Origin of the sequence: Priestia megaterium, assembly GCF_023824195.1 — a bacterium.
Lineage (GTDB): Bacteria > Bacillota > Bacilli > Bacillales > Bacillaceae_H > Priestia > Priestia megaterium_D.
The window spans coordinates 74,715-100,683 of sequence record NZ_CP085446.1 but is presented as its reverse complement, the minus strand read 5'-3'; the positions used below and the strand labels follow the sequence as shown (position 1 = coordinate 100,683).

The 25,969-nt window shown below is 34.3% G+C and carries 19 protein-coding genes and 3 pseudogenes; 4 read left to right on the top strand and 18 right to left on the bottom strand.

Annotated features, from left to right (window positions below; all coding sequences use genetic code 11):
* Positions 1-278 precede the first annotated feature (278 nt).
* The 13 genes and pseudogenes from LIS78_RS29625 to LIS78_RS29560 form a co-directional block, all read right to left on the bottom strand.
* A pseudogene (locus tag LIS78_RS29625) lies at positions 279-1,563 on the bottom strand (IS110 family RNA-guided transposase).
* A gap of 217 nt (positions 1,564-1,780) precedes the next feature.
* Positions 1,781-3,432: pseudogene (ltrA, locus tag LIS78_RS29615) on the bottom strand (group II intron reverse transcriptase/maturase).
* 1,724 nt (positions 3,433-5,156) lie between these two features.
* Complete coding sequence (locus tag LIS78_RS29610) at positions 5,157-5,474, bottom strand: MFS transporter (protein WP_252285601.1); 318 nt, start codon at positions 5,472-5,474, stop codon at positions 5,157-5,159.
* Between the two features lie 49 nt (positions 5,475-5,523).
* On the bottom strand, positions 5,524-6,231 hold the full coding sequence (locus LIS78_RS29605) for an IS6 family transposase (RefSeq protein ID WP_252285599.1): 708 nt from the start codon (positions 6,229-6,231) through the stop codon (positions 5,524-5,526).
* Positions 6,232-6,534: 303 nt separating this feature from the next.
* Positions 6,535-7,419, bottom strand: coding sequence for an isocitrate lyase/phosphoenolpyruvate mutase family protein (locus LIS78_RS29600; RefSeq protein WP_252285597.1), 885 nt, complete (start codon positions 7,417-7,419; stop codon positions 6,535-6,537).
* 45 nt (positions 7,420-7,464) lie between these two features.
* Positions 7,465-8,547 carry an LLM class flavin-dependent oxidoreductase gene (locus LIS78_RS29595; RefSeq protein WP_252285596.1) on the bottom strand — a complete coding sequence of 361 codons (1,083 nt, stop codon included), beginning with the start codon at positions 8,545-8,547 and terminating at the stop codon, positions 7,465-7,467.
* 13 nt (positions 8,548-8,560) lie between these two features.
* Positions 8,561-9,685, bottom strand: a complete 1,125-nt coding sequence (locus LIS78_RS29590) for a M20 metallopeptidase family protein (protein WP_286676983.1) — start codon at positions 9,683-9,685, stop codon at positions 8,561-8,563.
* 71 nt (positions 9,686-9,756) lie between these two features.
* A complete protein-coding gene (locus LIS78_RS29585) occupies positions 9,757-10,980 on the bottom strand; it encodes an ATP-grasp domain-containing protein (protein ID WP_252285594.1) in 1,224 nt (407 codons plus the stop codon).
* 12 nt (positions 10,981-10,992) lie between these two features.
* The gene (locus tag LIS78_RS29580; protein WP_252285593.1) at positions 10,993-12,054 is read right to left on the bottom strand and encodes a nucleotide-binding protein; all 1,062 of its coding nucleotides are present in this window, start codon (positions 12,052-12,054) and stop codon (positions 10,993-10,995) included.
* Positions 12,047-12,622, bottom strand: a complete 576-nt coding sequence (locus LIS78_RS29575; protein WP_252285592.1) for a thiamine pyrophosphate-dependent enzyme — start codon at positions 12,620-12,622, stop codon at positions 12,047-12,049. The genes LIS78_RS29580 and LIS78_RS29575 overlap by 8 nt, the downstream gene beginning before the upstream one ends.
* Complete coding sequence (locus LIS78_RS29570) at positions 12,619-13,107, bottom strand: thiamine pyrophosphate-binding protein (RefSeq protein WP_252285591.1); 489 nt, start codon at positions 13,105-13,107, stop codon at positions 12,619-12,621. The genes LIS78_RS29575 and LIS78_RS29570 overlap by 4 nt, the downstream gene beginning before the upstream one ends.
* Positions 13,095-14,297 carry an ATP-grasp domain-containing protein gene (locus LIS78_RS29565; protein ID WP_252285589.1) on the bottom strand — a complete coding sequence of 401 codons (1,203 nt, stop codon included), beginning with the start codon at positions 14,295-14,297 and terminating at the stop codon, positions 13,095-13,097. The genes LIS78_RS29570 and LIS78_RS29565 overlap by 13 nt, the downstream gene beginning before the upstream one ends.
* Before the next feature lie 11 nt (positions 14,298-14,308).
* Complete coding sequence (locus LIS78_RS29560) at positions 14,309-15,223, bottom strand: ornithine carbamoyltransferase (RefSeq protein WP_252285588.1); 915 nt, start codon at positions 15,221-15,223, stop codon at positions 14,309-14,311.
* Between the two features lie 94 nt (positions 15,224-15,317).
* On the opposite strand from LIS78_RS29560, the gene LIS78_RS29555 reads away from it, so the two are divergent.
* Positions 15,318-16,541 (top strand): MFS transporter, encoded by a 1,224-nt coding sequence (locus LIS78_RS29555; RefSeq protein WP_252285586.1) that lies wholly within the window; start codon positions 15,318-15,320, stop codon positions 16,539-16,541.
* Positions 16,542-17,132: 591 nt separating this feature from the next.
* Here the strand turns inward: LIS78_RS29555 and LIS78_RS29550 are convergent.
* Together LIS78_RS29550 and LIS78_RS29545 are read right to left on the bottom strand one after the other, a co-directional pair.
* Positions 17,133-17,777: a LysE family transporter gene (locus LIS78_RS29550; protein WP_252285585.1), complete on the bottom strand. Its 645-nt coding sequence runs from the start codon at positions 17,775-17,777 to the stop codon at positions 17,133-17,135.
* Positions 17,770-18,480, bottom strand: coding sequence for a YqcI/YcgG family protein (locus tag LIS78_RS29545; RefSeq protein WP_434092400.1), 711 nt, complete (start codon positions 18,478-18,480; stop codon positions 17,770-17,772). The genes LIS78_RS29550 and LIS78_RS29545 overlap by 8 nt, the downstream gene beginning before the upstream one ends.
* Before the next feature lie 321 nt (positions 18,481-18,801).
* Between LIS78_RS29545 and LIS78_RS29540 the strand changes: the two genes are divergently transcribed.
* A protein-coding gene (locus tag LIS78_RS29540; RefSeq protein ID WP_286676981.1) for an IS6 family transposase occupies positions 18,802-19,510 on the top strand; the annotation gives its coding sequence in 2 pieces (ribosomal slippage) (positions 18,802-19,338 and positions 19,340-19,510; 708 coding nt in all).
* Positions 19,511-19,571: 61 nt separating this feature from the next.
* Here the strand turns inward: LIS78_RS29540 and mobL are convergent.
* The 3 genes and pseudogenes from mobL to LIS78_RS29520 form a co-directional block, all read right to left on the bottom strand.
* Positions 19,572-19,916: pseudogene (gene mobL / locus LIS78_RS29535) on the bottom strand (relaxase MobL); the annotation flags it as partial.
* A complete protein-coding gene (locus LIS78_RS29530) occupies positions 19,913-20,236 on the bottom strand; it encodes a hypothetical protein (RefSeq protein WP_252285582.1) in 324 nt (107 codons plus the stop codon). The gene LIS78_RS29530 and the pseudogene mobL, both read right to left, overlap by 4 nt.
* A 502-nt stretch (positions 20,237-20,738) precedes the next feature.
* Entirely contained in the window at positions 20,739-20,987 is a 249-nt protein-coding gene (locus LIS78_RS29520; protein WP_252285580.1) for a hypothetical protein, read from the bottom strand.
* 1,648 nt (positions 20,988-22,635) lie between these two features.
* Here LIS78_RS29520 and LIS78_RS29515 point away from each other — a divergent pair.
* Both LIS78_RS29515 and LIS78_RS29510 read left to right on the top strand, forming a co-directional pair.
* Positions 22,636-23,922, top strand: a complete 1,287-nt coding sequence (locus LIS78_RS29515; protein ID WP_252285579.1) for a replication protein — start codon at positions 22,636-22,638, stop codon at positions 23,920-23,922.
* A 303-nt stretch (positions 23,923-24,225) separates the two neighbouring features.
* Positions 24,226-24,765, top strand: a complete 540-nt coding sequence (locus LIS78_RS29510; RefSeq protein WP_252285578.1) for a ParB N-terminal domain-containing protein — start codon at positions 24,226-24,228, stop codon at positions 24,763-24,765.
* Positions 24,766-25,969: the final 1,204 nt, after the last annotated feature.

Below are 25,969 nucleotides of genomic sequence, written 5' to 3'. Positions count from 1 at the left end.
ATTTTCATTTTTATAAGAAACTGGTACTAAGGGGAATAGCTTCGCTATTCTTTTTCCATTATTTTAAAAAAAGATGGAGACATACATATAGTCGCACAATGGATCTCTATGTGCCTCATAGCGATGAAACCTCCCATGTCTCTCAGCGTCTTAGCGCCTACATTCCTTCGTTCAATCTGTCTATGAGATAGAGTTTGGTAATGCTAGTTTGCAAGGTCGAATGCCTGGAAAAATGCTTTATCCCAAATACTCCGTGCTTCATTTCTAATGGACAAAGGTTAAGCTCCTAGAGCTAAAGAAAGATGGGGAATATCTCGTATCATTCGCTCTTCATCAAATGGACATTGTTTCTGACCTACAGTATGTAGAACACGAACTAACTTCCCACAAAGTACAATCAGTGATTGTTTCTTACATAAAGGGTTTTCTTGTCTCGTTGTATAGTACTGATGCAGAGCCTTAAAGGCTCGATTATGTCGAACAAGGGGCATAACAGTCCGAAAGAGCAAAGCCCTCAATTTAGCCCTTCCTCGTTTGGTAATTCGTGTTTGTCCTTTATGCTTTCCTGAGCTGGATTCTCGCAAATTTAATCCCGCGTATTTTAAGATTTGGCGTGGATTTTCAAAGTTTTTAATATCACCTAACTCAGAATAAAGTTCAATAACAGTTACCATCCCAACACCAGGTACAGTCAGCATTTCAGCAATACCCGGCAGGGTCAGCACAAGGTCTTCCAATTGTTTTTCTAATGCATGTAGTTCTTCTTTAAGCATCTTATATCGTTTGATATTTGTGGCTATTTCTCGTTGTGCCATCTGTAGTCCAACCGTTAATCCTACTGAACGTCCAGCAGCCTCTTGAAGTCGCTGTATTCGTTTATGGCTTGGGCGTTGTACGCCTCCGTACGTGGACCATATTTCTGCCACCCTTTCGGGTGTTGTTTGATTAAGTTGAACTGGAAGAGGAATATGTTCTAGCGTGGCCAACGCCATCTTTCCACTCCAGTCTTTAAAACGGTTAAAACTCTGGAAAATACTTATCTAGCCAATTATGAATCCGTCCTTGTAGAGCCTGTAAATCACCTACAATTTGGTTTCTAATTGTAATTCCTGCCTTTACTTCTGCATCTTGATCCATTGGTAAGCGAGGATAAGAAAATCGACCATCTTTTATCAGTTGAGCGATAACTCTAGCATCCTTGATATCATTTTTCGTTGGAGAGTTATCGTCAAGTTCTTTACTTCGCTTAACGTGCAGAGGATTAACGACTCCGAAGGAGACAAGTCTCTCCTTTAGTGTATAGGCTAGATTTAACCAGTAATGACCGGTAGGTTCCATACCAACTAGAACATCGGCTTTCTCATGTTTGTGTTGCATCTCTTCCAACCAGGCAAAGAACGCATCAAATCCTTCTTTTGTATTCGTGAAGGTTAGAGCTTTTCCAAGGATCTTTCCACGATCATCTTGTGCCCGAGCAACATGCTTAAATTTAGCAATATCTACCCCGACAATCAGTGTATGGGGTGTAACTTGATTTAACTTTTCGTTTTGAGTACAATTCATAAGAGTCCTCCTTGAATGATGAATTGAAGTCATGGCCATGACCTTCTGCATCATATCAAGGGGACTTTTTTATTTCAAGACACCAAGTAATTTCAAACAGGAATGCTAGTTTATTCGGGTAGGCGGGCACTCTCACGAGCGCCCGCCCCCCTAAGAACCGTACGTGACAGATTTCCCGTCATACGGCTCAAGCCTTCTTTTTATCCAAACAACTTCTTTATTTAATACACGGTACATGTACTAATTTAGCAACTTTGCCTGTAGAAACTTCTAAGTGTTGTACAGTAACTTTTTCGCCATTTTGTAGAGTGTGTTTACATAATGTGCAACAGTAACCTTGTTTCCTTGCAAGTTTTATCCTATCTAGCGTATTTTCGCTATTGAAGACCTTACGGTCTCGCTTTTCCCAATATCCTTTTAGGTTCGGATCATCTGGACTGTTTTTATAGGCTACCATCACATGTCGTTCTATTTTAATCCAGGCCATCTTCAACAATTGAATATTAGTAAGTGGACAGGTGAGAGTCCATTTATCATTTCCACCGTGGTTGGGCTTCTTAAAATAACGCCTGGTAATCCATTTCCACGATTTTTTTGGATGTAATTGTTTAAGATGTTTGATTAATTTAGAGAAAACATAATAGTCCATATAACTAAACGTCTTTTTGGAAACGACATGTTTCCAATACTGTCCGTAACCTCTAATAATAGGGTTTAAGACACGTATAATTTCTTTTACTGGTCGTCCTCTCATTACTGTGAACGTATCTTTTATCTTGTTTTTAGCTTTTTTTTGATACTGTCTTTGCTAGGTTTGATCAATAACTTCTTTCCTTGTCCTGTGTTGTATTGACGCAGCGAGAAGCCAAGAAAATCGAACCCATTCTCGATATGTGTAACCCTAGTTTTATCCGTGCTGAGTGTAATTCCTCGTTTTTGTAAATAAGGAATTAGGTTTTGATACATACTTTCAGCTTGTTCCTTCGTTTCTGTTACGATGACGAAGTCATCTGCGTAGAGAACACGTCCTATCTTACACTTGGGGTCGATTTTATATCCTCCGTTTGGTTTGTATGTCTTTTTATAGATAATACCAATCTCTTTTTCCATACCGCATAAGGCGATATTGGCTAGGAGGGGGGACACAATGCCTCCTTGCGGAGTTCCTTCCTTTGTTGGACGGAGCATATCCTGCTCTATGTATCCCATCTTGAGCCACCTTTTGATAAGAGGGGTTCCTGGAAACGTAGATATTTGTTCTACTATCCAATCATGTTTGAGGTGGTCAAAACATCCTAAGAAATCCCCCTCAAAAACCCACTTTTTCTTACTGTTGGTGTTAAGCTTGTTAAAGAGATTACTTATAGCATCGTGTGTGCTTCGTTTAGGACGAAAACCATAGGCGGTAGACTCGAATCTGCCTTCCCATTGCGGTTCGAGTGCATTCTTCACGACATTTTGGTACACTCGATCTCGCATTGTCGGAATACCGAGAGGTCTTAGTTTTCCATTTTTCTTAGGAATAAACATTCGCTTCGCTGGCTTTGGGCGATGCTGAAAGACATTACATTTAACTAATTGTTGATAAAGTTTGATACGTTCGTTTGGATTTGAGGCCGTGTAGCCGTCTACTCCAGGTGTTCGCTTACCGTTATTTTGTTGTGTCACTCTGCGAATAGAAAGTAGTAGATTTGCTTTACTCCGAAGGAGTAAGCGTTGAAGCTTCCTTACTTTCCTTTGTTGATTCTGTTGTTCGGCACGATAAATTCTTTGTCGTAACTTCGTTACATATTTTTGTACAGTATTCCAATCAATAGAGTACCAACCTTTATGCGAGACGTGCGCCGACGCTCGTGGAGAGGTATTCATAACAGCACGCTCCTTGTCGTTAAAAGATAGCCACAAATTTATTTTCGTGTTGAAGACCCATGAGAAGTAGGCGCTCTTTCGGGCCTGTCATTGTCTATAAAGACGACAGTATCCGTCCAGTTATACAACGTTTCTGCTTTCCTGTCCCTTTTCAGGGTAACGGCTTTCGCTTTTTCTCATATCCCATACCCTCTGCCACATCGTTTGACTTTGCAGTCATCCTACTGCTTATGCAGATGACATAGGGCTTACCAAGTTCCACATTCTACAGATGCGATAGGGGGAGGTAGGTTCTTTACTCCGGGTAAGATGCGGGACGCATCAGAGTAGCCTTATGATTCTACTTTTCCTCTTACCAAGACCCAAGCCAATCTATGCATTATCTTGGGCTAAGAGTAACGAAGCTTACAAACCTTCACTTTCGTTTACCATACCTATCTTCTCCTAGCAGTATTCTGGACCATGCATTTGTCCTCTGTTTCCGCATTTCCTCATGCAACTGACAGACTCGTTACCAAGAATGCCGTTTTGGATGGAGATCATCTCCGCGTCTAGATGAGTAGCGTTAGCTACACTGTAAGAAAGCGACTTCTTGTCGCACCATAAACACTCTTTCCGGTACACACCACAAAAAAGAACCCTTCTGGGAGTAAGGGTTCCAAATGGGTAGTTTTTATAGAGTATGCAGCTTTTTATACATTGTTGATCTGACAGCATTTACTCGATACCCAAGTGGAAGGTAAATGCATAAAAAGCATACCTTTTATACATATGTCTTTTCGGAAAAATATAGTCTATATGGCAAAAATATGATATTATTTAATTGTCGGAAATTTCAAAACCCTTGGTTCGAATGGCTACCTCCATTTGTATTGGGGTAGCTATTTATTTTGCTTACCTTTTGACTGGACAAATTATAACCTAATACTATATTTTATATATGTACATGTATATATTTCACTTTTATCAACTATTAAATGCAACTATGATCAACCACACATGTAAGAAAAGCCCTCAATTAATTTTGAGGGCTTTTCTTACATGCGTGGTTATAAAGTGTAAATAATGAAACTTAAGTAAAAGAAAAAGTTAGATTTCTATCTAAGTAGAGTCGATTACAAAATTTATTTTTAACTTTGTATGTATATGAATCTACAAAACTGGTCAGACTAATAATGTATCCCCCCTATTCCAATAAATTTGAAAATCCTTTGCTACGCTGAGCAAAGGATTCTTTTTACGTCTAAACTTAATTTACATGTTAGAGAATTCTTTCTTTTCCTCATTGAGAAATGAAAAGAGAGGTAAAGTAAGAGCAAATAAAGCAGGAATGATAATTAAACTTCCAATTATCATATATAAGAGCCGGATTCCAGATAGATCAACTACCTGACCAGCAAATAAAACGCCTAGTGGCATAGTTACTCGTATCAAAAAAGTCGAACAGAGAAAATTTGTCCCATTAACTCTGTAGGAATGATTTTCTGATAAAGAGTAGTTTGATGAACATTAAAAAATGGGAAACATACACCTCCAAGAAATTCACATAGAATAGCCAAAGGTATAAATTCCACAAACCCCAACAGAAGAAAAGATAATCCACCCATCAATAGTCCTGAGAGCATTATATACCTTCGTTCTCCTCTACTTCCCCACATACCAACTAAGAAAGAACCCACTACGTATCCTAATGGAAAGCCTCCCATAAACAACCCATACGTAAGCTAAGTTCCTTTCAGCTCTTCTAAAACATAAGGAACATTAATAACCATGGTTACCTCAACACTAAATTGAACAAGAGAAGTAAAAAAACCTAGCCATATCAGTTGTTTTTGCTTAAAAAAATAGCGATAACCAATTAGCACTTGTTTTAACCAAGGAATCTTTTGTTCTTGCTGTTTTAACATAGGTTCTTTTAAATAAAACAAGCTAATGGTACTAAGTAGAAAAAGTATCCCTACGACTATATAAGTAGATGAAGTTCCTAAATAAGCTGCTAAAATTCCTCCTATTGTTGGTGCCAAAAAACGGTTCTGGTGCAAAAACCTATTCCTAGAAACACAGAGAAACAGTTTCCTTTAAGTTGCTAGCTTATGAAGCTAATCCAAACAGTCTATGGATGAATTCTTTTTGATTTTGGGCAGAAGCCACCCTTTGGTGAGTCTGTTTCTTTTTAATCATATGCATGGCTTCTATGCCACACAATATGTAAGTAGCCGTATGGAATGACTTCAATCCTAGCATAGAACGAACTCGCTTCTTAATAAAACGGTGATCTTGCTCAACTATATTATTGAGATATCTAACTTGCCTTACTTGCATACCTTCAGGCATCTGTTCCTCTTCTTTTAATTCTTGAATCGCTATAGGGTAGGCAGGATTCTTATCTACTGTTATAACACGAGGTTTAGAAACATAGGAAAAAGCCAAGGCTTTCTTAAAAAAGCGCTTGGCTGCTTGTTTATCTTTTGATTCACTTAGATAAAAATCAATGGTATTCCCTTCTGAATCGACTGCACGATACAGGTACATCCATTGACCTTTGACTTTCACATACGTCTCATCGACTCGCCAAGAATCGTTGGTTGACTTAAGATGACGGCGTACTCGCTCATCTAATTCAGGACCATATTGATGAACCCAACGCATGATGGTTGTATGAGCAATAGATAGTCCGCGTTCTTCCATCATTTCGACTAAATCACGAAAACTCAGGTTGTACCGTAGGTACCATCTCATGGTTAATAAAATAATGTCAGGTTGATAATGTTTCCACTTGAATAAATGTTGCTTTTCCATACTAATCACGTCCTTTTTTAAAGTACTAGTATCCGTATGTCTAAGTTTGGGAGATTACTTGCAGTTATTTTGAAATTTTTGCACCAGAACCGTTAAATCTAATACAGTAATTTAATCAAACTTTATTTTAAATTATCAAACTTTATTCCAAAGCTACAGTAATTCTAGTTGTTCAATTTTGCTAAAAAGGCAGCCAAATATTATTTTGGCTGCCTTTTTAAATGAGATGGTAAATTTCAAGACCTAGGTACATGACGGATGTAAATACCCACACAATACCAAACACATACATCGTACTATATTTTAAACAAGAGCATTAGAATGACTATACTTTTTTTCATCTATCTTCATTTGATTTACATCTTGTAAATTAAATATTTCTTCTACCTTACTAATTTCCTCTTCTACCTTTAAGCTGGAACCTTGTTCAATAATGTTACCTAAGACATAATCCATCATTTTTACTGAAGCACGTAATGATTGATTAGCGTATACTACAGCCTTTACTCCCATTTCCTCTATATCTTTTGTCTTTATATTCGGGTACGTTGTTGGAACAATAAATAAAGGTACTTGACCTGACCATTTTTTGGAAAACTCTTCTATTTGATCTGATGTCTTAGACTTGGAATGAATTAATATTGCATCTGCGCCAGCTTCGGCATAACAAGTAGCACGGTACAAAGCATCTTCCATACTTTCTCCAGCAATAAGTGATTCTACCCTTGCTATAACTAAGAAATCAGGGTCAATTTGAGTATCTTTTGCTGCCATAATCTTACTAGCAAACTCTTCTGCACTTACAAGACGCTGTTGATTACCTGACAAAAAACTATTCAACTTTGGAAAAACTTTATCTTCAATGCATACTCCTGCGATACCCGCATATTCATATTTTTTCACCATATGAATCACATTGTGTATATTTCCAAATCCTGAATCACAATCAGCTATAACCGGTATATTAGTAGCTTGATTCATAGATATAGCTGCGTTGAGAAATTCCTGCATTGATAAAATACTTGCATCAGGTACAGTTTCTACAGCGGAGATGCCTAATCCACTCGCCCAAATAGCATCAAAACCCTTTTTTTCGGCAATTTTTGCACTCAATGCATCATGGGCACCTGCAAGTTTAATAACTTTATTTCCTGTAAGTAACTCTTTAATCATTGTTGATTTTTTCATTATTTTCTTCTCTCCTCTAGCTCAATATTTATTAATTTATAAATTTCAGATATAAACGTTCCCATCTTTTGAATAATTTACTTCTTTTTTAATTCTAGGTAAGATTTCTTTTCCTATTTCAGATACCGTCTCTAAATGGGGATAAGATGAAAAAATGAACTCTGTAATTCCTACATTAATATATTTAATTAAACTTTCAGCTACCTGTTTGTATGATCCAACGAGAGCTGTTGAATTTCCGGATCTATAGCTAGTCATACCAGTCCAAAAACACGGGTCTTCAAATTCTCTTCCTCTTAAACTTTGAATTCTCTTTAATGAAATTGAATCACTATTATCCATATATTCTTTTAACATAGAGACTTTATCTTTGTTTACTTGACTAATTATTTTTTCTGCTTTTTCCCACGCAACTTTTTCGCTCGAAGCCGTTATAATATTTATTCTAATGCCGAACTTCACATGTCTGTTGTATATATTAGCCATTTCCTTTACCTTTTGAATCTGTGCCTTAACATCTTCAACAGGCTCTCCCCACATTAAATAAGTATCGAATAATTCTGAAGCAACGGTAACTGCAGGATCAGAAGTGCCACCTAAATACAGTTTTGGATAAGGCTTTTGTAAAGGGGCAGGAGTAAATTTTGCATTGTCTATTTTGTAAAATCTTCCGGTATAATTGAAAGGGTCGTCTTCCCACACCCCTCTTAGTATCTCTGTAAACTCTTTTGTTCGCTCATATCTTTTATCATGGTTAGTAAAGTCTCCATCCATAGCTAGCTCCTTAGGAGACCCACCGGATACAACGTTTAATGATACCCTTCCATTACTTAAAACATCTAATGTAGAAACCATCTTTGATGCAACTGTAGGCGAAATAAATCCAGGTCTTATAGCAATTAAAGGCCTTAAGTTTTCAGTATTGATTACAATATTGGTAGCTGTAATAAAGGCATCAGCGCAATTAGGACCCGTTGGTATTAAAATCCCATCAAATCCACCTTTTTCAGCAGCTTTGGCTATTTTTACAATATGTTCAGGGGTTCCCTTAATCTCAGGCCGAGATTGACCTATATATTTACTATCTCCATGAGTAGGAGCATAAAAATGAAATAATACTTCAGACATTTTAATTTCTCCTTTACGGCTTTATTATATTAGCGCAATTGATTGTTGTTTTAACCAGTGCTTCCACTCCCACCGATAGTACATCTTCATTGATATCGAAATGAGGGCTATGTAAAGGATACGGCGTTTTTGGTTTTGCTCCAATCCACCAAAGACAACCTTTAAATTTAGATAAATAATATCCGAAATCTTCTGAACTCATGACAGGGTCTAATACCTCTAAATGCTGTATTCTGTTCATATTAGCAAATGATTCTCTAAGAACATTCAAAGCATCTTTATCATTTATTAGTGGATCATAGCCAAACTCATAGTCTAACTGATGTTTCGTACCATAGGCACTGCTTATATTTTCTACAATCTTGATAACATTCTGATGTATTTCTTTTCGTATATCAGGAGAAAAAGTCCTTATTGTCCCTCCTAAATTAACCTCTTCTGCAATTACATTTCTTTTGGAGCCCCCATTAATGGTGCCAATAGTTAGAACCCCCTGCTCCATTGGATTAATCATACGACTAATAACTGCCTGAAATGCCATAATAGTTTGGGAAGCAACAACTATTGGATCTACTGTTTGATGAGGGTAAGCACCATGGCCACCTTTTCCACTAAATTTCAAATTAAATTTATCAATAGCTGCCATAGCTTTATCGTTTTGAATCCCTATGGTACCTACATCAAGAAATGGTTCTACATGTTGGGCAAAAATGATGTCTAAATCATCTACATGTCCTGTTTTAATTAGAGGTTTTGCTCCTCCAGGTCCTTCTTCAGCTGGTTGAAAAATCAACTTTATTTTAGCCTTAATTTTATCTTTATACTTTGATAAGATGTAAGCGGTTCCTAATAACATCGTTACATGTGCATCATGGCCACAGGCATGCATAACGTTAGAAATTTTACTCTTATACTCTACAGTTTTCTGGTCTTGGATGGGTAAAGCATCCATGTCCGCTCTTAATCCTATTACAGGCTTTTGTATTTCACTATTGATAATGCCTATTACACCTGTGCCAGCAACATTAGGAATAGTTTCTATATCAAATTTTTCTAAATATTCAGAAATCAATTCTGATGTTTTGAACTCATTAAAAGCAATCTCAGGTTTTTGATGTAACCTCCGTCTAGTTGAAATTAACCATTCATTTAATTCATTGATATCTTTGTCTATATCATTAAATATGATAAAAAACCACTCCTAAATCCTTAATTATATTTTATAGCTAATGTATCTTTTGCTAAATTAGCTTGCTGTATGGCTTTAGCTGGAGTTTCACCACTTGCAATTACATACCCAATAGGTGACTTATAATCTTTAATTTGTTTAAACACTTGATCCCCAATCTTTGCAGAGATAACTATTTCATTAATACATTCCGTTTCTCTAGCTTTGTCTACATTTAATATATCACTAACTGTTCCAGTTTCTTCAGGGAAAATTAAAGACATTGCTCCAGATATATTCTTTCTAGGTGAAATATTTACTTGTTGACCACAAAATAATTTAACTGCTTCTACGTAATAGTTAATACCTGTTGTAAGTTCAATTACTTCAGGTATGTGACCCCCACCATGTCTTGCAGCAATTTCTATCACTACTGGACCATTAGCAGTTAGTTTAACTTCACAGTGAGATACACCATTTTTAATGTCTACTGCTCTAATTGCTTCCTTAGCAGCAGCTTTTATTTGATCTTGTAACTCACCTGATAGCTGTGATGGAGTAGTATAAGCCATCTCTACAAAATAAGGACCATTGGTTGTTTGATAATCACAAATTGCTAGAATTTCTGTTTTTCCATTTATTGTAATAGAGTCTAGACTAAATTCATTACCTTCGATATATTCTTCCACTAAAACTATACATTTTAACTCTTGTTCCCTTGAATTCCGCTTTACAGCTTGGATATCTTCAAAAGCTCTAAATATTTCAGTCTGATTATTTACTTTTACAACATTAGAACTTCCTGTACCATCAATAGGTTTAATAATACACGGATAACCCCCTACATAATCAACAGCATCTTCTAATTCCATTTTATTTTTACATAATTTGAATAAAGGTATAGGAACTCCTTGTTTCTCTAAAGCTAATCTCATAGCATGCTTATTTCTACAATTTTCTGCAGTTTTTTTTGAAATTCCTAAAAGTCCTAATACCTCACAAATTTCTGCGGTGATAGGAACATACCATTCTAAAAGAGTTATTACACAATCTATTTGTTGTTTTTGTTCAGTATATTGTTTTAGTGTCTTTAATAAATCTTCAGTAGAATTTGTATCAATATGCAAAATTTCATCAATATATTTAGATGGTTTTACTTTAGTTCTTGTTACAAAAAGGATGTAATACCCTTCTTTATGTAACGATACAAAAGCGTTCTCTCTTCCGTGGCCAGCTTCTATAATTGCAATTACTTTTTTATTCAAAGATTTTCACCCTTATACTGAAATTTTGTTTTGATGCACTATTTCCTTTACAACAGAATGTACATCCTGAATTTTCGTAGAATCATATGAATCAATGTTCAAATATTTTTGCAGCCTTCTTTGACTAGCTAAATTATTTTTAAATGGTGAGTTAAATACATAAGTATCTTTATTAAAGCCCCATTCTTCTAATAACTTGTAGGCAGCTATTGTACTAATAGCATCACTAGATACCAAGAGAAGAGAAGAAGTAAATTCCATAATATCACTCATTTTGAATAAAGTGGGAATATTGGCCCAAATGATGTCCCCTCCTAATTCTGCAACTATAAAGTCTGGTTTTTTATTAGCTAAATTCTGAAGTAAAAGTCTAATTCCTGGTTGGTAATTTGATTCTGAGGTGTATGTAGAGGGTAAACCTGCATCTGGGAAATCCATTACGTATGTTGCTCCGGCATCTTTATGTGCCAAAACATCTTCTAAGCAACCTGTACCAGCCAGCTTAGTTCCAGCTACGGTATACCCTTGATTAGCCAAATACGATATTACCTTGGACGCAATTGTAGTCTTGCCGGCATCCGTTGCTGTACCAGCTACTAAGATAATTGGTGGTATTTTTTCTACCTGTGTAGGCGCATCCTTTAGTTTATCTAATGTATTAATTGTTTTATTTTCTTTCTTTAATAGACCTATGCATTTTAACTTCATAGCATCTCCCATGTATGTTGGAGAATCATAACATGTTCCTACTATTCCACCATTAGTAAGGAGGCTTATTATTGCTGTTTCATCGATTTTTATACCACCTTCGTCTATACCACCTACAATATTTTTACTTGATTCTCTATTTCCTAATACTCCGACAAACCTTTGTCCTTTAAATATTCTCATAGACCTGCCTTGCATATTCTCAACTTCGCAATAGGCACCAGCATCTTCTAAAGCTTCAACTAAAACTAAATCTCCCTCTTTTCCAATACCTTCAGCTACGTATATATCGATCAAGTCTTCTTCAGAAAGTCTTGTATCAGATGCCGTACATTTTATAGGCAAAAAATTCGAAATATTAAGCATATACTTCCTCCTTCAGGAACTTTTTGAATCTTGTTTTTATATCAACTGAGCTTATATCGATTCTAGGTGTGTTACCTTTTTGATTATTTATTTTAAATGCTCTAAGCTTAGTGCCACTTTTAAATAAATCTCCTAAGATAAAATCTAAGTCACTATAATCGCTTATCTCCATTGAATCTTTAATTCCGCAACCTTTGGCTACTTCAGACAGATTAGTGTTAGTGGCTGTAGCCGACAGCTGCCCTCCTGTAGAGCTATAACTTTCATTGTCCATGATTAAAATTTTTAAATTTTTTGGTAGTAGCTTTCCTACTGTAGAAAGAGCGCCTAAATTCATTAAACATGAACCATCCCCTTCCAATACAATCACATTTCTGTCAGTTGATAGAGCTACACCTAAACCGAAAGAAATTGGCATTCCCATGGAACCTAAAAAATAAAAATTTTCTTTTCTGTCATTAATTCCATACCATTCTCTAGATGTATAACCTAATGGGCTAATTACAATATCTCTATTGTCTACTAATTTTTTTGAGAGCTCACTTAATAAATCGAATCTATTCATCATTGCAAGTGCTCCTTTCTTGGCAATAGTACAAATACAGGACGTTCATTGAGGTGTACTTCTCTAAAAGCTTTATCAATTGTAGCCGTTAAATCATTATCTTGATTAATTTCATAATATTTACAACCAATTGATTTAATTAATGCTTTTGTAGCGTTACCCATAGGGATCTGAACTGGATTGTCCTCTAACTCATCGCCCCTCATTGACACTATTACAACAAATCCAATATTATAAGGTATTGTTAAAGATGCAAAAGCATTAATGCAATTACCAAGTCCAGAGTTTTGCATCATCAAAATAGCATTTTGATTGGACACTGTTAGTCCTGATGCTAGCCCAACTCCCTCTTCTTCTCTACTTAAATAAATTGTTTGAGTTATACTCTCGTCATAATATTTACTTAAAATTGTGCATGGCACTGTTAATACGTATTTTACTTCTTGTTTTTTAATTGAAGTAGCAAGCTGTAAATTTAAATCATCCATTTTTTCACTTCACCTTTTATATCTTTTATATTGATATCTAGAGCATTTAAATAGTTCTTACAATTGGACATAGCTTGTTCAGGGTTATTTCCCGTACACATAATATAGCCCAAGTAATCATGAGATGATTTTAGCTCCTTTATAATATCTCCTTTTTTAACATATAGTTCACTACGATGTACGTTTTCTTCATCTATAAGCCGGTCTGCCATTGATATAATTTCACCAGGGAAAGGTGTTAAAAATCTAACAGCTGCTCCCCCAAATTTTTTCTCATTTATTGTGTAAGTTTTATCTTTAATATACTCTAAGGTAGCTTTAACCACATCTATTCCATAAACTAACTTAACCAGATGTACAATACCTCCCCCGCCAGGACGATTGTGAGATTCTACAATCTTTGGTCCTTCCTGAGTAAATATTAATTCTGTATGGGAAGGACCAAATTTTAACTCAATAACATCTAAAAATTCTTTTACATAATCCTCTATTATTTTTTCTTTAAGACTAGTGACTTTAGCAGGTACAATATGAGCCAGTTCCACAAAATTTTGATCGACCACTTTATCCGTTATAGCTAAGATTTGATGCTCTCCATTGATAGTTAAAGCTTCGACACTGTATTCATTGCCACTTAAGTACTCTTCTATCAACATTGGTTTAAATGTTATGTCATTTTGTTTCAAGAAGCAGTTTAATTCTTCTTCATTTTGTAGCCTATAGATGTTCTCACTTGCACTTCCATCTATAGGCTTTAAGATCACTGGATAATTAAATTCTTTAATAAATTCTTTAATATCTTTTGTGCTTCTAACAATTTTGGCGTTAACGCTGCTAAAGTTTTTCTCAGCTAAATATGTTCTCATTTTAAATTTATCTTTAAGTAATTCTACAGTTTCCAATGAATTTAATGCTACGCCTAATTTTTCTGCTACATAGGCAGTGGGTATTAATGCATTTTCTGAAAATGTAAGGATACCTGTTATCGGAAAGTGTTTAGAAAAATTAACTAGTGTATCTGTTAGCAGTGCGAGATTCGTATAGTCTATACCAAATATGGTGTCAGAAAGTAAAATGTCTTTTTCTTTTATTTTTCTTTTCTCTTGAACTAATACAATCTCAAATCCCAAATCTTTTGCTCGCTCAAGTACACTAGTGTTGCTCCCAATAATAACCAGACGTTGCTTCAACTTAATCATTCCTAACTATTTAATAGATAATTTATTAGAGCTTTTTCCACGTGCATTCGATTTTCAGCTTGTTGATATATAATGGAACTTTCAGACTCAACGATATCTTCTGAAATTTCATAACCTGGATGAATTGGCATGTCATGCATTATCAAGGTTTTATGATCTTTCAGAACCTCTTTATTGATTTGGAATTTCATCATTTTTTCTATTCTTTTGTCTTTTTCAGCACTAAACTCCTTACTATTAAAATGTTCCATATCAACCCAAGTATCTGTGTAAATAAAGTCAGTATCCCCAATAATCTCTTCTATACTATCAAATGATTCTACTAGATTACTTTGTTTTACTTCCCCCATTAATTCCTCATCCCATGAATCATTGTTTATTATTGGAGTAACCAAATTAAGTTTAAATCCTAATTTTAAAGCTGCTATGATTAACGAATTAACTACATTATTATGTACTCCTACAAATGTTACAGTGACACCTTCAAAAGTTTTTTTATGTTCGTAAATAGTCATTACATCAGCTAATGTCTGCGTAGGATGATATTTTTCACAACATCCATTTATAACTGGAACGCTAGAATATTTAGCTAACTCCTTTAAATTATCATGTTTCTTCAATCTAGCCATAATTAAATCACAGTTTCTAGAAACATAACGAGCTTCATATTGAATAGGTGAAATTGAAAAATTACTACTATTCCAATTTAAATCTACTGAATATCCACCAAGCTGATTGATTGCAGATTGAAAAGATAAATTTGTTCTAGTTGAAGTCTTTTGAAATAATAATAATAATCCTTTCTTTTCGCAAGAATTAAAAAAATCTTCTTTATTTTCTTTCATTTCAATTCCTTGCTGTATAATACCTGTAATCTCTTCTTTACTAAGTTCTTTAAGTGATAGCAAATGTTTCAATGAAAAACACACCTTCCAGTTTTTGCTTTATTTATGATTATACATTATGATTTATATAAATTCAATAAAGTTATTTAATAAAGGAGGAATATTGGTGAAAGTACTTTTAAAAAATAAGTCATTCATGTTTATATGGATAGCTTATATTACATCAGGACTAGGAAGCACTTTTTCAATTTTTATTATGGGGTGGGTTGCATACCACCTGAAAGGTTCTGCGGTAACCGTAGGAAACTTATGGTTTTTTTATTTTTTATCTAGTATTATTAGTCAAATTATCTGTGGGCCTTACATAGATCGTGTAAATAAGAAAAACATAATGATTTTTTCAGAACTAGTAAGAGCTATTGTCTATTTCTTTTTTGCACTGTCAATGTATCAAGATTCTTTAACTACAAATATAATTTATACGTTTGCTATAATAGTAGGTTTAGTAGAACCATTATTTAGTCCTTCAAGCAATTCATATATCGCAGAAACTATTCAAGAAAAAGATCTCCAAAAGGCAAATTCCATACTTCAAACAACTAAGCAATCAACAAGAATGTTAGGTCCTTTATTAGCTGGGCTGATAGTCAGTATGACGGAACCGTTGTATGTTTTAATCTTTTTGATAGTTATATTAGGACTATCTTCAATTAACTTATTGTTTCTCCCTAATTTAAATCTTAATAAAAGTCACAAAGCCGGCTGGGGAAAGGAATTTATTGAAGGATTAATGTTTTACAAAAAAAATCCGTTTTTTCTTACAATGGGAATATTATTGTTTATTATTAATTTTAGTGCAGGAGCAGTACAGCCAATGTTATTACCTTATGTTTTTGATTACCTCAAAGGTACATCATTTCATTATGGGCTTATAAATTCTGGTACCGCATTTGGGATGTTAATTGGAGCATTTTTCATGACCATTTCCAATGAAAGTAAAAAGCTAAAGCTCATTATGTTTTCATCCATCATTATAGGTGGGTTATCTCTAAGCTTATTAGGAATTTCTTTTAATATTTTTAGTTCTTTTTTATTTATTACTATCTATGGTCTTTGCGCTTCTATTTTCAATATTAATAATACTATTCTTTATCAAAAAAGAGTTCCGACCAATTTACGTGGTAGAGTATTTACCGTAAGAGGCCTTCTAGCCAATGCAGGGGTTCCTTTAGGAGCACTAGTAATTGGCCATGTAGTAGGCTATATTAAGATTAATCATGTATTTCTTTTATTAGGGTTGGCTATTGTAATCCCTTGCTGTATTGCGTTATTCTTGCCATCTTTGAATTATAGGGAAGATAAAGAAATGGGTAATTCAAATACTATGTAAATTTAAGCATTTTGAATATAAATGCTAAATAAATATAATTTAAAAGGTTTAATCTCGTTTAACTATAATAATGAATACTATATACATATATAGTATTCATTATTATAAAGATATACTATATTAACTTAGGTGATATCTTTCTAAAGGGACTTATGCAAATATCTACATGAGTAGTCAGTAGTAGAAGAGATTCTAGACTGAAACAAATAAAAAACACCTTTAGGGTACCTAAACGTTATGTAATATCTAGTCATAACCTAAGATCTTTTTTTCATAGAGCCAAAGTAAAGGTCTGTTATCCAGTAGAAGCGTAATTAAAGACGATTGAAGTAAGATTTGTATCTGGAAAGGTATTCCTACCTCTCAAAAGAAGCAACAAAAAAATTAAGTAGGGGTAATTGTATATAATTAAAAACATGTATGAAGTAGCATAGAGATAGTGAAATCCAGCCACATAAAAAAAAACTAAACAACCAATCGGCGGTCTAATACCGTCAACTGATTGTTTAAAAGGTGTTTTACTCTTTCTTTTGACATTACCACTAATTACCATAATGGAATTCATAGATATTTAATTTTAAGTGTTAATTTTTAAAACAAAAGAGAAATTATGCTTATTATGGCTTGATAACCAAAAGTCAATCCGAAGCCGATTAAAAATATCCCTGCTAATATGGAGACCCATTTTAATACATTACTTTTTAATCTTTTTCTACCAAAATGCACAAGTGTAGCCATAAACAAATCCCAGCATGTTATTCCTACAAAAATGGCGATACTGTAAATAAGAGCTTCTTTTTTCCCTATTTTATCTATAGCACTTGTTAGAACTGATCCATAAATCCCAACCCAAAAAATAATATTCAATGGATTAGAAATTGCAATTAAGAAGCCTGATATAAACGATTTGAAAGGTGTTTCTTTATCTTGAGAGTGTATATTCTCCTCAACTGTAGCAGATGCGCTCTTTATACTATCGTAACCTAGATAACATAGGATAATAAATCCAAAAATCCACATTATAAGTTTTACACTAGGAATAGTGAAAACACTTGCTAGTCCTAGATAAATTAATAACATCATGATGACGTCAGCCATCATAGCCCCTACACCTACAAGCCATGCATTCAAAAATCCATTTTTAATTCCTTTATTTATTTGTGCAGCGTTAATTGGTCCAACAGGGGCTGATAATGAAATCCCTAAAATAAAATAACTAAAAATAGTACTAATCATTTAGTTTTGCCCCTGTAATTGGACATCTCATCACACTTTCCTCGTTCCTTTCCGGAAGAACATACTGTTTCCATTCATATGCCCCTTCTACTCCGTAGTCGCCTATATCTGGATGGATTTCAACATCATCGTAGACCTCTAGCCTTTCTCGAATAACTTTTCGTACTTGTTGCCCTTTTTTTGTATCTCCTGTTATATCATCCAGGGTTCCTCTAGGCTGTAAAGTGATTTCTAAACCACCACTTGTGTATCTGCTCTTTCTAGCATTATAAATAGGCATTCTAGAAACCACAAAAATGGGTTCTCCACCAAAGCAAAACTCCCATTTTGAATTGTATGGATCTTGTGGAATTGATTCAACCCAAGGCTCTGGATCATTTTCCCTTAAAAAGTTAAGAACATGCCAGAATTGTTCCTTATATTCTTCCGATGTCAAAATTGATTCAGAAGGCTTAAAAAAGATTACCAGAGTTGTTCTTTTCGCTATGGTTTTATATGTTTTTATATATTCATATATTCCATCCCTTACTTTCAATAATTCATCTTTGTTATAAGCAGATTCTGAAAAGATATAACGTGAATGCCCTCTTTTCTCCGCCTCTACTGCAAAGTAGCAAGGAAATGGTCGACTATCGTCTAATATATTTTCTCTAAAATCATAATAACTCTTAATTTTCCATTGAGATAATGCGTTATGTTTAATACTATTTTGAATTTCATCTCTTGTAAATAAAACTTGTTGTATTGCATTTAAAGACAATTTCTATTCCACCTTGATAGTTATTTTTATACATATGTATGAAATTACCTAGGATATGTAAAAGATTATATATCCTTTAATTACCAGAGTCAACGATTAAAATGGTATTATTTTCATAAACATTATTATACAAAAAAGAGAATTATTATTCTTTTATAGTTATCTAATAAAAGGTTCTGGTGCAAAAACTTCAAGATACTTGTATGCACTCTCTAAATCTTGTACATACTGATACTATTATTCTAAAAGAAGGGCGTGATCAGTATGGAAAAGCAAAACTTATTTAAGTGGAAACACTATCAATCTGATATTATTTTGTTAACCGTGAGATGGTACCTACGGTACAACCTCAGCTTTCGTGATTTGGTTGAAATGATGGAAGAACGAGGCTTATCGATGGCTCACACCACGATTATGCGCTGGGTTCATCAGTATGGTCCAGAATTAGATGAGCGAGTACGGCGCCATCTTAAGCCAACGAACGATTCTTGGCGAGTAGATGAGACTTACGTGAAAGTGAAAGGTCAATGGATGTATCTGTATCGTGCCGTTGATTCAGAAGGCGATACGATTGATTTTTATCTAAGTAAAGCAAGAAATAAACAAGCAGCCAAGCGCTTTTTTAAGAAAGCCTTGGCTTTTTCGCATGTTTCTATGCCTCGTGTGATAACTGTAGACAAGAACCCTGCTTATCCTATTGCTATTCAAGATTTAAAAGAAGAAAAGCAGATGCCTGAAGGCATCCAACTAAGGCAAGTTAAATATCTCAACAATATCATAGAGCAAGATCATCGCTTTATTAAAAAAACGAATCCGCCCAATGCTTGGATTAAAGTCTTTCCGAACGGCCAAACGAATCATTGCAGGAATAGAGGCTATGCACATGATCAAAAAAGGACAAACTCTCCAACGGGAGAAGTCTGACCAAAATCTAAAAGATTTCATTCATAAATTATTTGGAGTAGCTCAATAAGCTAGTCATTTAAAGAAAATTGATATTCTATGTTCTATTAAGTATTTTTTGCACCAGAACCAGTACGAGCGTCATATAAACCATTTTCTTGGAGCCAAGGATTATGAAATGTAATGACATCTTGCCACATGATACTGTTATTTTTCTGAGCTTTTTCGAACAACTTTTTTAATTGCTTTTTCTCCGACTCATTTAATTGATCGGATTGTTGAGTAAACAGAGAAGACGTTTTATCAGGGTTATCCATATAATCTTGATAAAGAGTGAACAGTTTTTCATGTGCTCCCTTTTCTTTTTTCGCCTCATCACGATCTACATAATCAACATAATCTTGAAAAGCTTTTTTATCAGATGTGATAAATTTTGTTTTTAATACTACCCCCGGTGTAATCGTAGATTGATTCATTCTTTATCGTCCCTTTGATAAAAATACTCGCGCATCTCCATTAAATTTTTAGTAAGTGAATACTGAATATTTCTTTCTGAACGATTTACTTCATCTCTTATATCTTTTAGCTCTTCTTTTAAAAGAGACTCTATATTCTTCGAAACAGATTCTTTAATGGAGATGGAATGAGTCTCTTCCTTGTTTTTAAATTCTTCATGTTCCTTACATATTCGAGCAATGGCATCGCCAGGAAAACGAAAATGATGTTCCTTCATATAATCACTAAGGTACTGATCGGTTTCTGGATCAAAAGAAACCATACGTCTTTGTTTTATCATTCTTCATCCTCTCCCATCATTTCTTGAATAAATCCATTGATTGTTTCCATTGCAATTGCACACTTTTCCATCATCTTTATATTTCGATCAATGAGATTTTCTAACTCTACTTCACGATCTTTTTGTTCTTGAAAAACAGCCAGCGTTTCAATCTGACCTTTTAAGAATTCTTGCCGAGAAATCTTTTTTCTTTTGCGATTTCATCTATTTTTTTTACTGCGATTGGATCAATATTTCGTAAAAACATATCCATAACATTCGTTCCTTTCCTGTAAATTGTGGTTCCCCACTAAAAAAGAGAGAAGAGCATAAGGGGTTTTTGCCCCCACAGGCTGTGTGGGGCTAGGCAAAGCCTAGCAAAACGATGGGGTCAAAGAAAAGCTCTTCATGTCCCTTTTACGTCCCCTTTTTAGTCTTAAACATCGTTTTTTAAGTTAAATATTTTCCTTTTAATTCTATATTCTTGTCCTTGGTCCCCTTTGAGTCCCCCTTCTTTTTTTCATTACATGACCAAATCCTGTTTTTTTCCGTTCAACTTTTTCATCTTTTCTTGCAAACTTTTTTGTTCATCTTCATAGGACCGAATGCTTTCATCACTGTATTGAATCGCATCTTTTTTTATTGCAATTTTTGATTCTGTATCAGCTTTTCCATAGTTTTTCATTTTCTTTTTTACAACATCTTTTTCTAATTCATGTGAACCTGCTGTGGCCATGAAAAGGATAAATGTTGATGGTCTGTGAACCTGCATTTTTTTGGAACAGTCATCGTTTATAGAATAAAAATCGATTCATACATGATAAAAAAGTACGTGTAAATCACTTGTATTGTAAGTAAAAACAGATGGCCATTTTGACCATGAACGTGTGAACAAAAATAAAAAAAGATCGCTTGCTTCTGTCTTATTTTTTTCAAAACACACTTCAAAATGAAGTGACTCTCGAGGGGACATTTATCAACTATGAAGGGTCGGCGAAGGGGTTTCTGACAGAAATGTTGTGATTACTGAAGGTGCGGTGAAGGGACTGTCCCTTAATTTGAGGGTGCGCTGAGAGGGTTCCTTGAAGATCTTGCATGATATCATGGTTTTGCTAGGCTCTGCCTAGCCTATCACACTTTGTGATAGCAAAAACCCCTTATGCTCTTCTCCCTATTTTTTAAAAGGCACCTGTATTTTAAGAATTTCAAACAAAATATAGAACTTCAAATAATAAATGTTAGTCCTATTGCCGTTAAAAAATTTAATGAGTTGGCAAAGAAATATGATCAATCTCGATAGCAATTTTCAAAGAATGAGATTCTCACATTAGCTATTTTTATCCAACAACCTGACCGAGAAGGACATCTTGAAAATTTAATTAAAGCCAACATCAAGATGATGGAATGCTGTGTAATTTCAATGAAAAACTTGAATGATATGTTGAAGAATTGATTAGAGAAGATGAAAATGATGAATAAAACGCGACAAATGATTTCACTCGTCGAAAACACCTACCAATACATTTAGAATGACATCATTGAACACAAAATGAGATGCCTTGGTAATACTATACCTGACATTTGTATCAGATTCGATTACAAGTAAAGTAAAGGAAAGAATAGAATGTAACAACCATTACAGAAACTGTTTCCATTGAGTTGAAAAACAAATTAAAAAAGCAACTTAAAAAGTTACAACCTGGCGTTAACAATACCCAAAAGCATGTACAAATTGCCGACGATATAGGTCAATTTCCACCCTCACAGTTCAACGAAAAAGCAGCTTCTACATGAAGTAGAAACTGCTCCTATCATATTTTTAACATGCTGCATGGGGTGATTTTTTCTCACCCTCTTTACAAAAAAGGACTACAAAAAATCACCCTACCCAGGAGAACCATTTGCGATTATCATTGAAAGTGTACTAATAAAAAAATCTTCAACCTTATCAAAAATGTAGCATTATAACATACTTTAAAACACTTGAGGAGAGGAATCTTTTTTCCTCTCCCCTATTCTAAAAAAATCATATATGATAAATGTGATTCCTACAGCAGTACAGGATCAATCGTAGTTAAAAATACTTCTTTTGATATATTTTGCTATTTTTTTATTGAATTATAAGACTACTTAACGCTATAATTGAATTAACAAAAATGTGCGGAATAGAAAAAAGACTTCAACTGTTTAAGTAGTGCAGCTAACACTCTTAAACCGTTCCCCCTAATGCGACTAGGGAAAACACTTGTCGAAGTCTCTTGTTAATAGAGTTAGTTTTGTACAAAATAAAACTTATGGTTTTATTTTATACGAAATTGACATCTATTTCAAGGGCTTAGTTCATCAAAATCCAGACATTGTTTTCCTTTCTTCAGGGAAACAGTGTCTTTTTTGTGTTCCTTAAAGGAGAAGATGAACAAATGACAAAGATTTTTACCTGCTATTTACAAGATGTAAATACCTTCAATGGACGATTCACATGGTTATGGAAAGAAAAACCTACCCTTCGTAAAAAGAAAGAAGCGTTTTTAGAAACACTTCGTACTTACTTTAAACAACAACAAGTAGCCCTACATAAAGTATTCCCTAAAAAACGTATGGAAATGTTAGATTACGTGATTTATAACCTTGTTGCTACAGGCATTCAAGCGATTCACTCAAAAACACTCATGCAAAAATTTGAGGTATCTCAAAGCACCGTTTCTCGTTTTGTGAAGTCTTTAAAGGCAACACCGTTTATGCTTGTGGCACGTTATATCAAAGAAGATACAACAGGTGCTCATCCTGATAGCTATGTGTTTATCCTTAAAAGCCATAAGAATTTTGATCAAATTTGTGAGGAAATCTTTTTTGCACACGATACAACAGGTATTCAAACGCTTCAAAAAGAAGAAATGACAACTCCTGTGACAACTCCTGTGACAAGTCCAGAAAGTGCTGAAAACGTTGATACACCAAGCTTTGAGGACGAAAAAACATCGTCCCCCTTTATTAACCTTGATTTACCTAAAAAGCATTTAAATAATCATTTAATATCTGCTTCACAGTCATTTGCTTATATCAAAGGTGTTCCTAAAAAAGTAAATAATGTGTACGCAGGGAAATATGGTCATCAACTAAAAGACTTTTATGCTCGTATTCAAAATGCTGCAAAAGCAGTAAAACGAGATACAAAGATTGAGATTGTGAAAGAGCAAGTACATGAAGTCGCTTATACAGCCATTGTAGGCTTAGATAAATATGTTCATGAGGCTAATCATAAGGGTACTACCCTCTCACTGGATGAAATGTGCCGTCTTGTTTATCAAATTGCTTACAATCAATTTTCCAATCTACTAAAAGGGAATACAGAAGAACAAACATCTGAGTCAGACATACATACTGAAGCTAAAACAGCAGCATTATTTACGCCTAAACATATCATCCGTAAGGAATTGGTTCCTGCTTGGTTAAAAGCTGAACAGGAGCAAAAAAAGTGTACACAAGAAGCAGCTATTTCTCTGGATCAACAGCTTGAAATGATTCAATTAAAGCAAGACTTAGGGCAAGAACTAACACCAGAAGAAGAAACCTTACTCCAAGAGCACAGTACTACGTACAGTTCGTTAGAAATGGCGCAGCTGAAACAGGATCTAGGACAAGCCTTAACACCAGAAGAACAAGCTTTACTGCACCAACATGACAAGATAAAAGGATCAGTTTCTTAATTTTTTAATATAGAACCCCCTTAGAAGCTGATATTTTAATAGATTATGTTTATTTAGATATATGTTCTAAATAAACAATGACTATGCATCTACGTAGGAGAAAATTACGATGCCACATAAAATGACCCTAACAGGCTCTGCGACAGGACCGTTACGAGAATACGATCGCTACGTTGCCTTTGATATGCGTGAAAAAGGTTCACCGTCTGACCTAAAGGATTGAAGAAAAGTACGTTTATTTCGTATACCGTGTTTATTGCCAAAAAAGCCTTTAATAAAACCGGACTCACTAAGAAAAGTATTATGCATGAAAAAATCTTAATTCAAGGAGAGCCTACGTTAGATATTTCCATTGACGAGTGTCCTGGGAAAATTGGTATTATCTTCTTTCAAATTACCGTTCTTCCGAATAAAAACGATAAAGAAACAAATGAGTCAAAAGATAAAAAAGAAGCAAAACAAGAGGCTTCTGCGCTTTCTGAGGCACAAAAGAGCAGTGAATCTGCCAAACAAGTAGAAAAACAAGATCCTGTCTCTCAACCCATAGCAAAAGAAGAGCAAAAGGCTGCGCCACAAAAGAAGCAGCTACCTACTCAGCCAAAATGGCCACAGGATGTTGTGAGCTTTGATGAAATTATCGTTCCCGAAGTATTTTTAAGGACGCGACAAAACCCCGAAAAAACGCAAAAGGTCGTTGATTTCGTGAAGCGTACTGGACACTTAGATAAGCCATTAACCATCGAGAAAGGCTCTAAGGTCTTAAAAGATGGCTATCGTCGCTACGTTGTGGCCAAAACCGTTAAAATGGAGAAAGTTCCTGTTGTATATAATTATCAAAAATAACACCTTAATAGGACCCAAGTATTCTTTTGGGGTTAGTTAAGTAACAGACTAAAATTCTTAAGCTACTATTAAATAGATAGGTAGATCTTATAGAATATAGGTAATTACTATATAAACACTTCTTTTAAGAAAATACTTAATTATATTAGAATTTTAGGTGGAGCTTATATGATCCCTCCCCTTAACATTGTTTATGAGACTTAAAGGGATAAAATACACAGAATAGAAACACGGAGTTTCTCTTATAATACACGCCTAAACTCTTTGATAAGCGAATTTTAAAAAACAGATCAAAAAATCTGTTTTTTTACTTATTTAGAGGCAGTCTAATATGAAGCTTTAAATTTTTTCTTTATTTAATACTAAGAGAAATCCAAGTAAATTCTTATATCAGTTGAATTCAGTTACTTAGTTAACCTTAAGTTAAACTAAAATAATTCTTTTCTTATATGTTTATTATTATAAAGTTAACAAGTTCAACTAAAGGATAACTCGTTAACTTTATAATTGTTTATATAAGTTCATTGGAACGCAATATTATCGCGTCCTTATTTGTTCAAAATTTGGTAGAACGGGAATCGTTCCATATTTAAATTACAACTTATCTTAGCTTTAATATATAGGAATAGATTTCAGTTAAAAAGGAACGCTTCTTTCTTTTGGATACCGCACTTGATCTGATAAATGGATTACTGGAACGGGAACCGTTCTTGCCTATAAATCAATGGTTGGGTATATTTAAATAACTCATCACTTATAAAAATGATTACCAGCTTAGAACGTTAAGAGAACATGAAAAATATTTTTATACAACAGGTCCTCTTTTATCGAAGAAAGAAAGGATATTACTTTAGAGCTCATTATTCCTCTGGCTAACGATGAATCCTCTTAGGAAAATAAAAAGTATCTACTATATAAATAAATATATATGGTAAATAAATTACTAAATCAATTAGATACACTATGCATATTAGACAAACTCATTAGAACGCAGTATTCTCGTGTTCTTATGTGTTATAACTTTATAAGAACGTCAGAACGGGAACCGTTCCATGATAAAAATTAAAACTTCCCTAAACCTTGATATATAGAGTTGGTTTTTACTAAATAAGACACTTTTTTTCCTTTATATACTGCATTTAATTTTTAAAATGGATCAATGGAACGGATAGTGTTCCTGTTTATAAACCAATGTTTTTTCATG

Excerpts from the sequence above, each read along its gene's own strand:
- LIS78_RS29605 (WP_252285599.1), bottom strand. The coding sequence starts at position 6,231 with ATGGAAAAGCAACATTTATTCAAGTGGAAACATTATCAACCTGACATT.
- LIS78_RS29600 (WP_252285597.1), bottom strand. The coding sequence starts at position 7,419 with ATGAAAAAATCAACAATGATTAAAGAGTTACTTACAGGAAATAAAGTT.
- LIS78_RS29595 (WP_252285596.1), bottom strand. The coding sequence starts at position 8,547 with ATGTCTGAAGTATTATTTCATTTTTATGCTCCTACTCATGGAGATAGT.
- LIS78_RS29580 (WP_252285593.1), bottom strand. The coding sequence starts at position 12,054 with ATGCTTAATATTTCGAATTTTTTGCCTATAAAATGTACGGCATCTGAT.
- LIS78_RS29575 (WP_252285592.1), bottom strand. The coding sequence starts at position 12,622 with ATGATGAATAGATTCGATTTATTAAGTGAGCTCTCAAAAAAATTAGTA.
- LIS78_RS29570 (WP_252285591.1), bottom strand. The coding sequence starts at position 13,107 with ATGGATGATTTAAATTTACAGCTTGCTACTTCAATTAAAAAACAAGAA.
- LIS78_RS29550 (WP_252285585.1), bottom strand. The coding sequence starts at position 17,777 with ATGATTAGTACTATTTTTAGTTATTTTATTTTAGGGATTTCATTATCA.
- LIS78_RS29530 (WP_252285582.1), bottom strand. The coding sequence starts at position 20,236 with ATGATAAAACAAAGACGTATGGTTTCTTTTGATCCAGAAACCGATCAG.
- LIS78_RS29520 (WP_252285580.1), bottom strand. The coding sequence starts at position 20,987 with ATGCAGGTTCACAGACCATCAACATTTATCCTTTTCATGGCCACAGCA.
- LIS78_RS29515 (WP_252285579.1), top strand. The coding sequence starts at position 22,636 with ATGACAAAGATTTTTACCTGCTATTTACAAGATGTAAATACCTTCAAT.
- LIS78_RS29510 (WP_252285578.1), top strand. The coding sequence starts at position 24,226 with ATGCATGAAAAAATCTTAATTCAAGGAGAGCCTACGTTAGATATTTCC.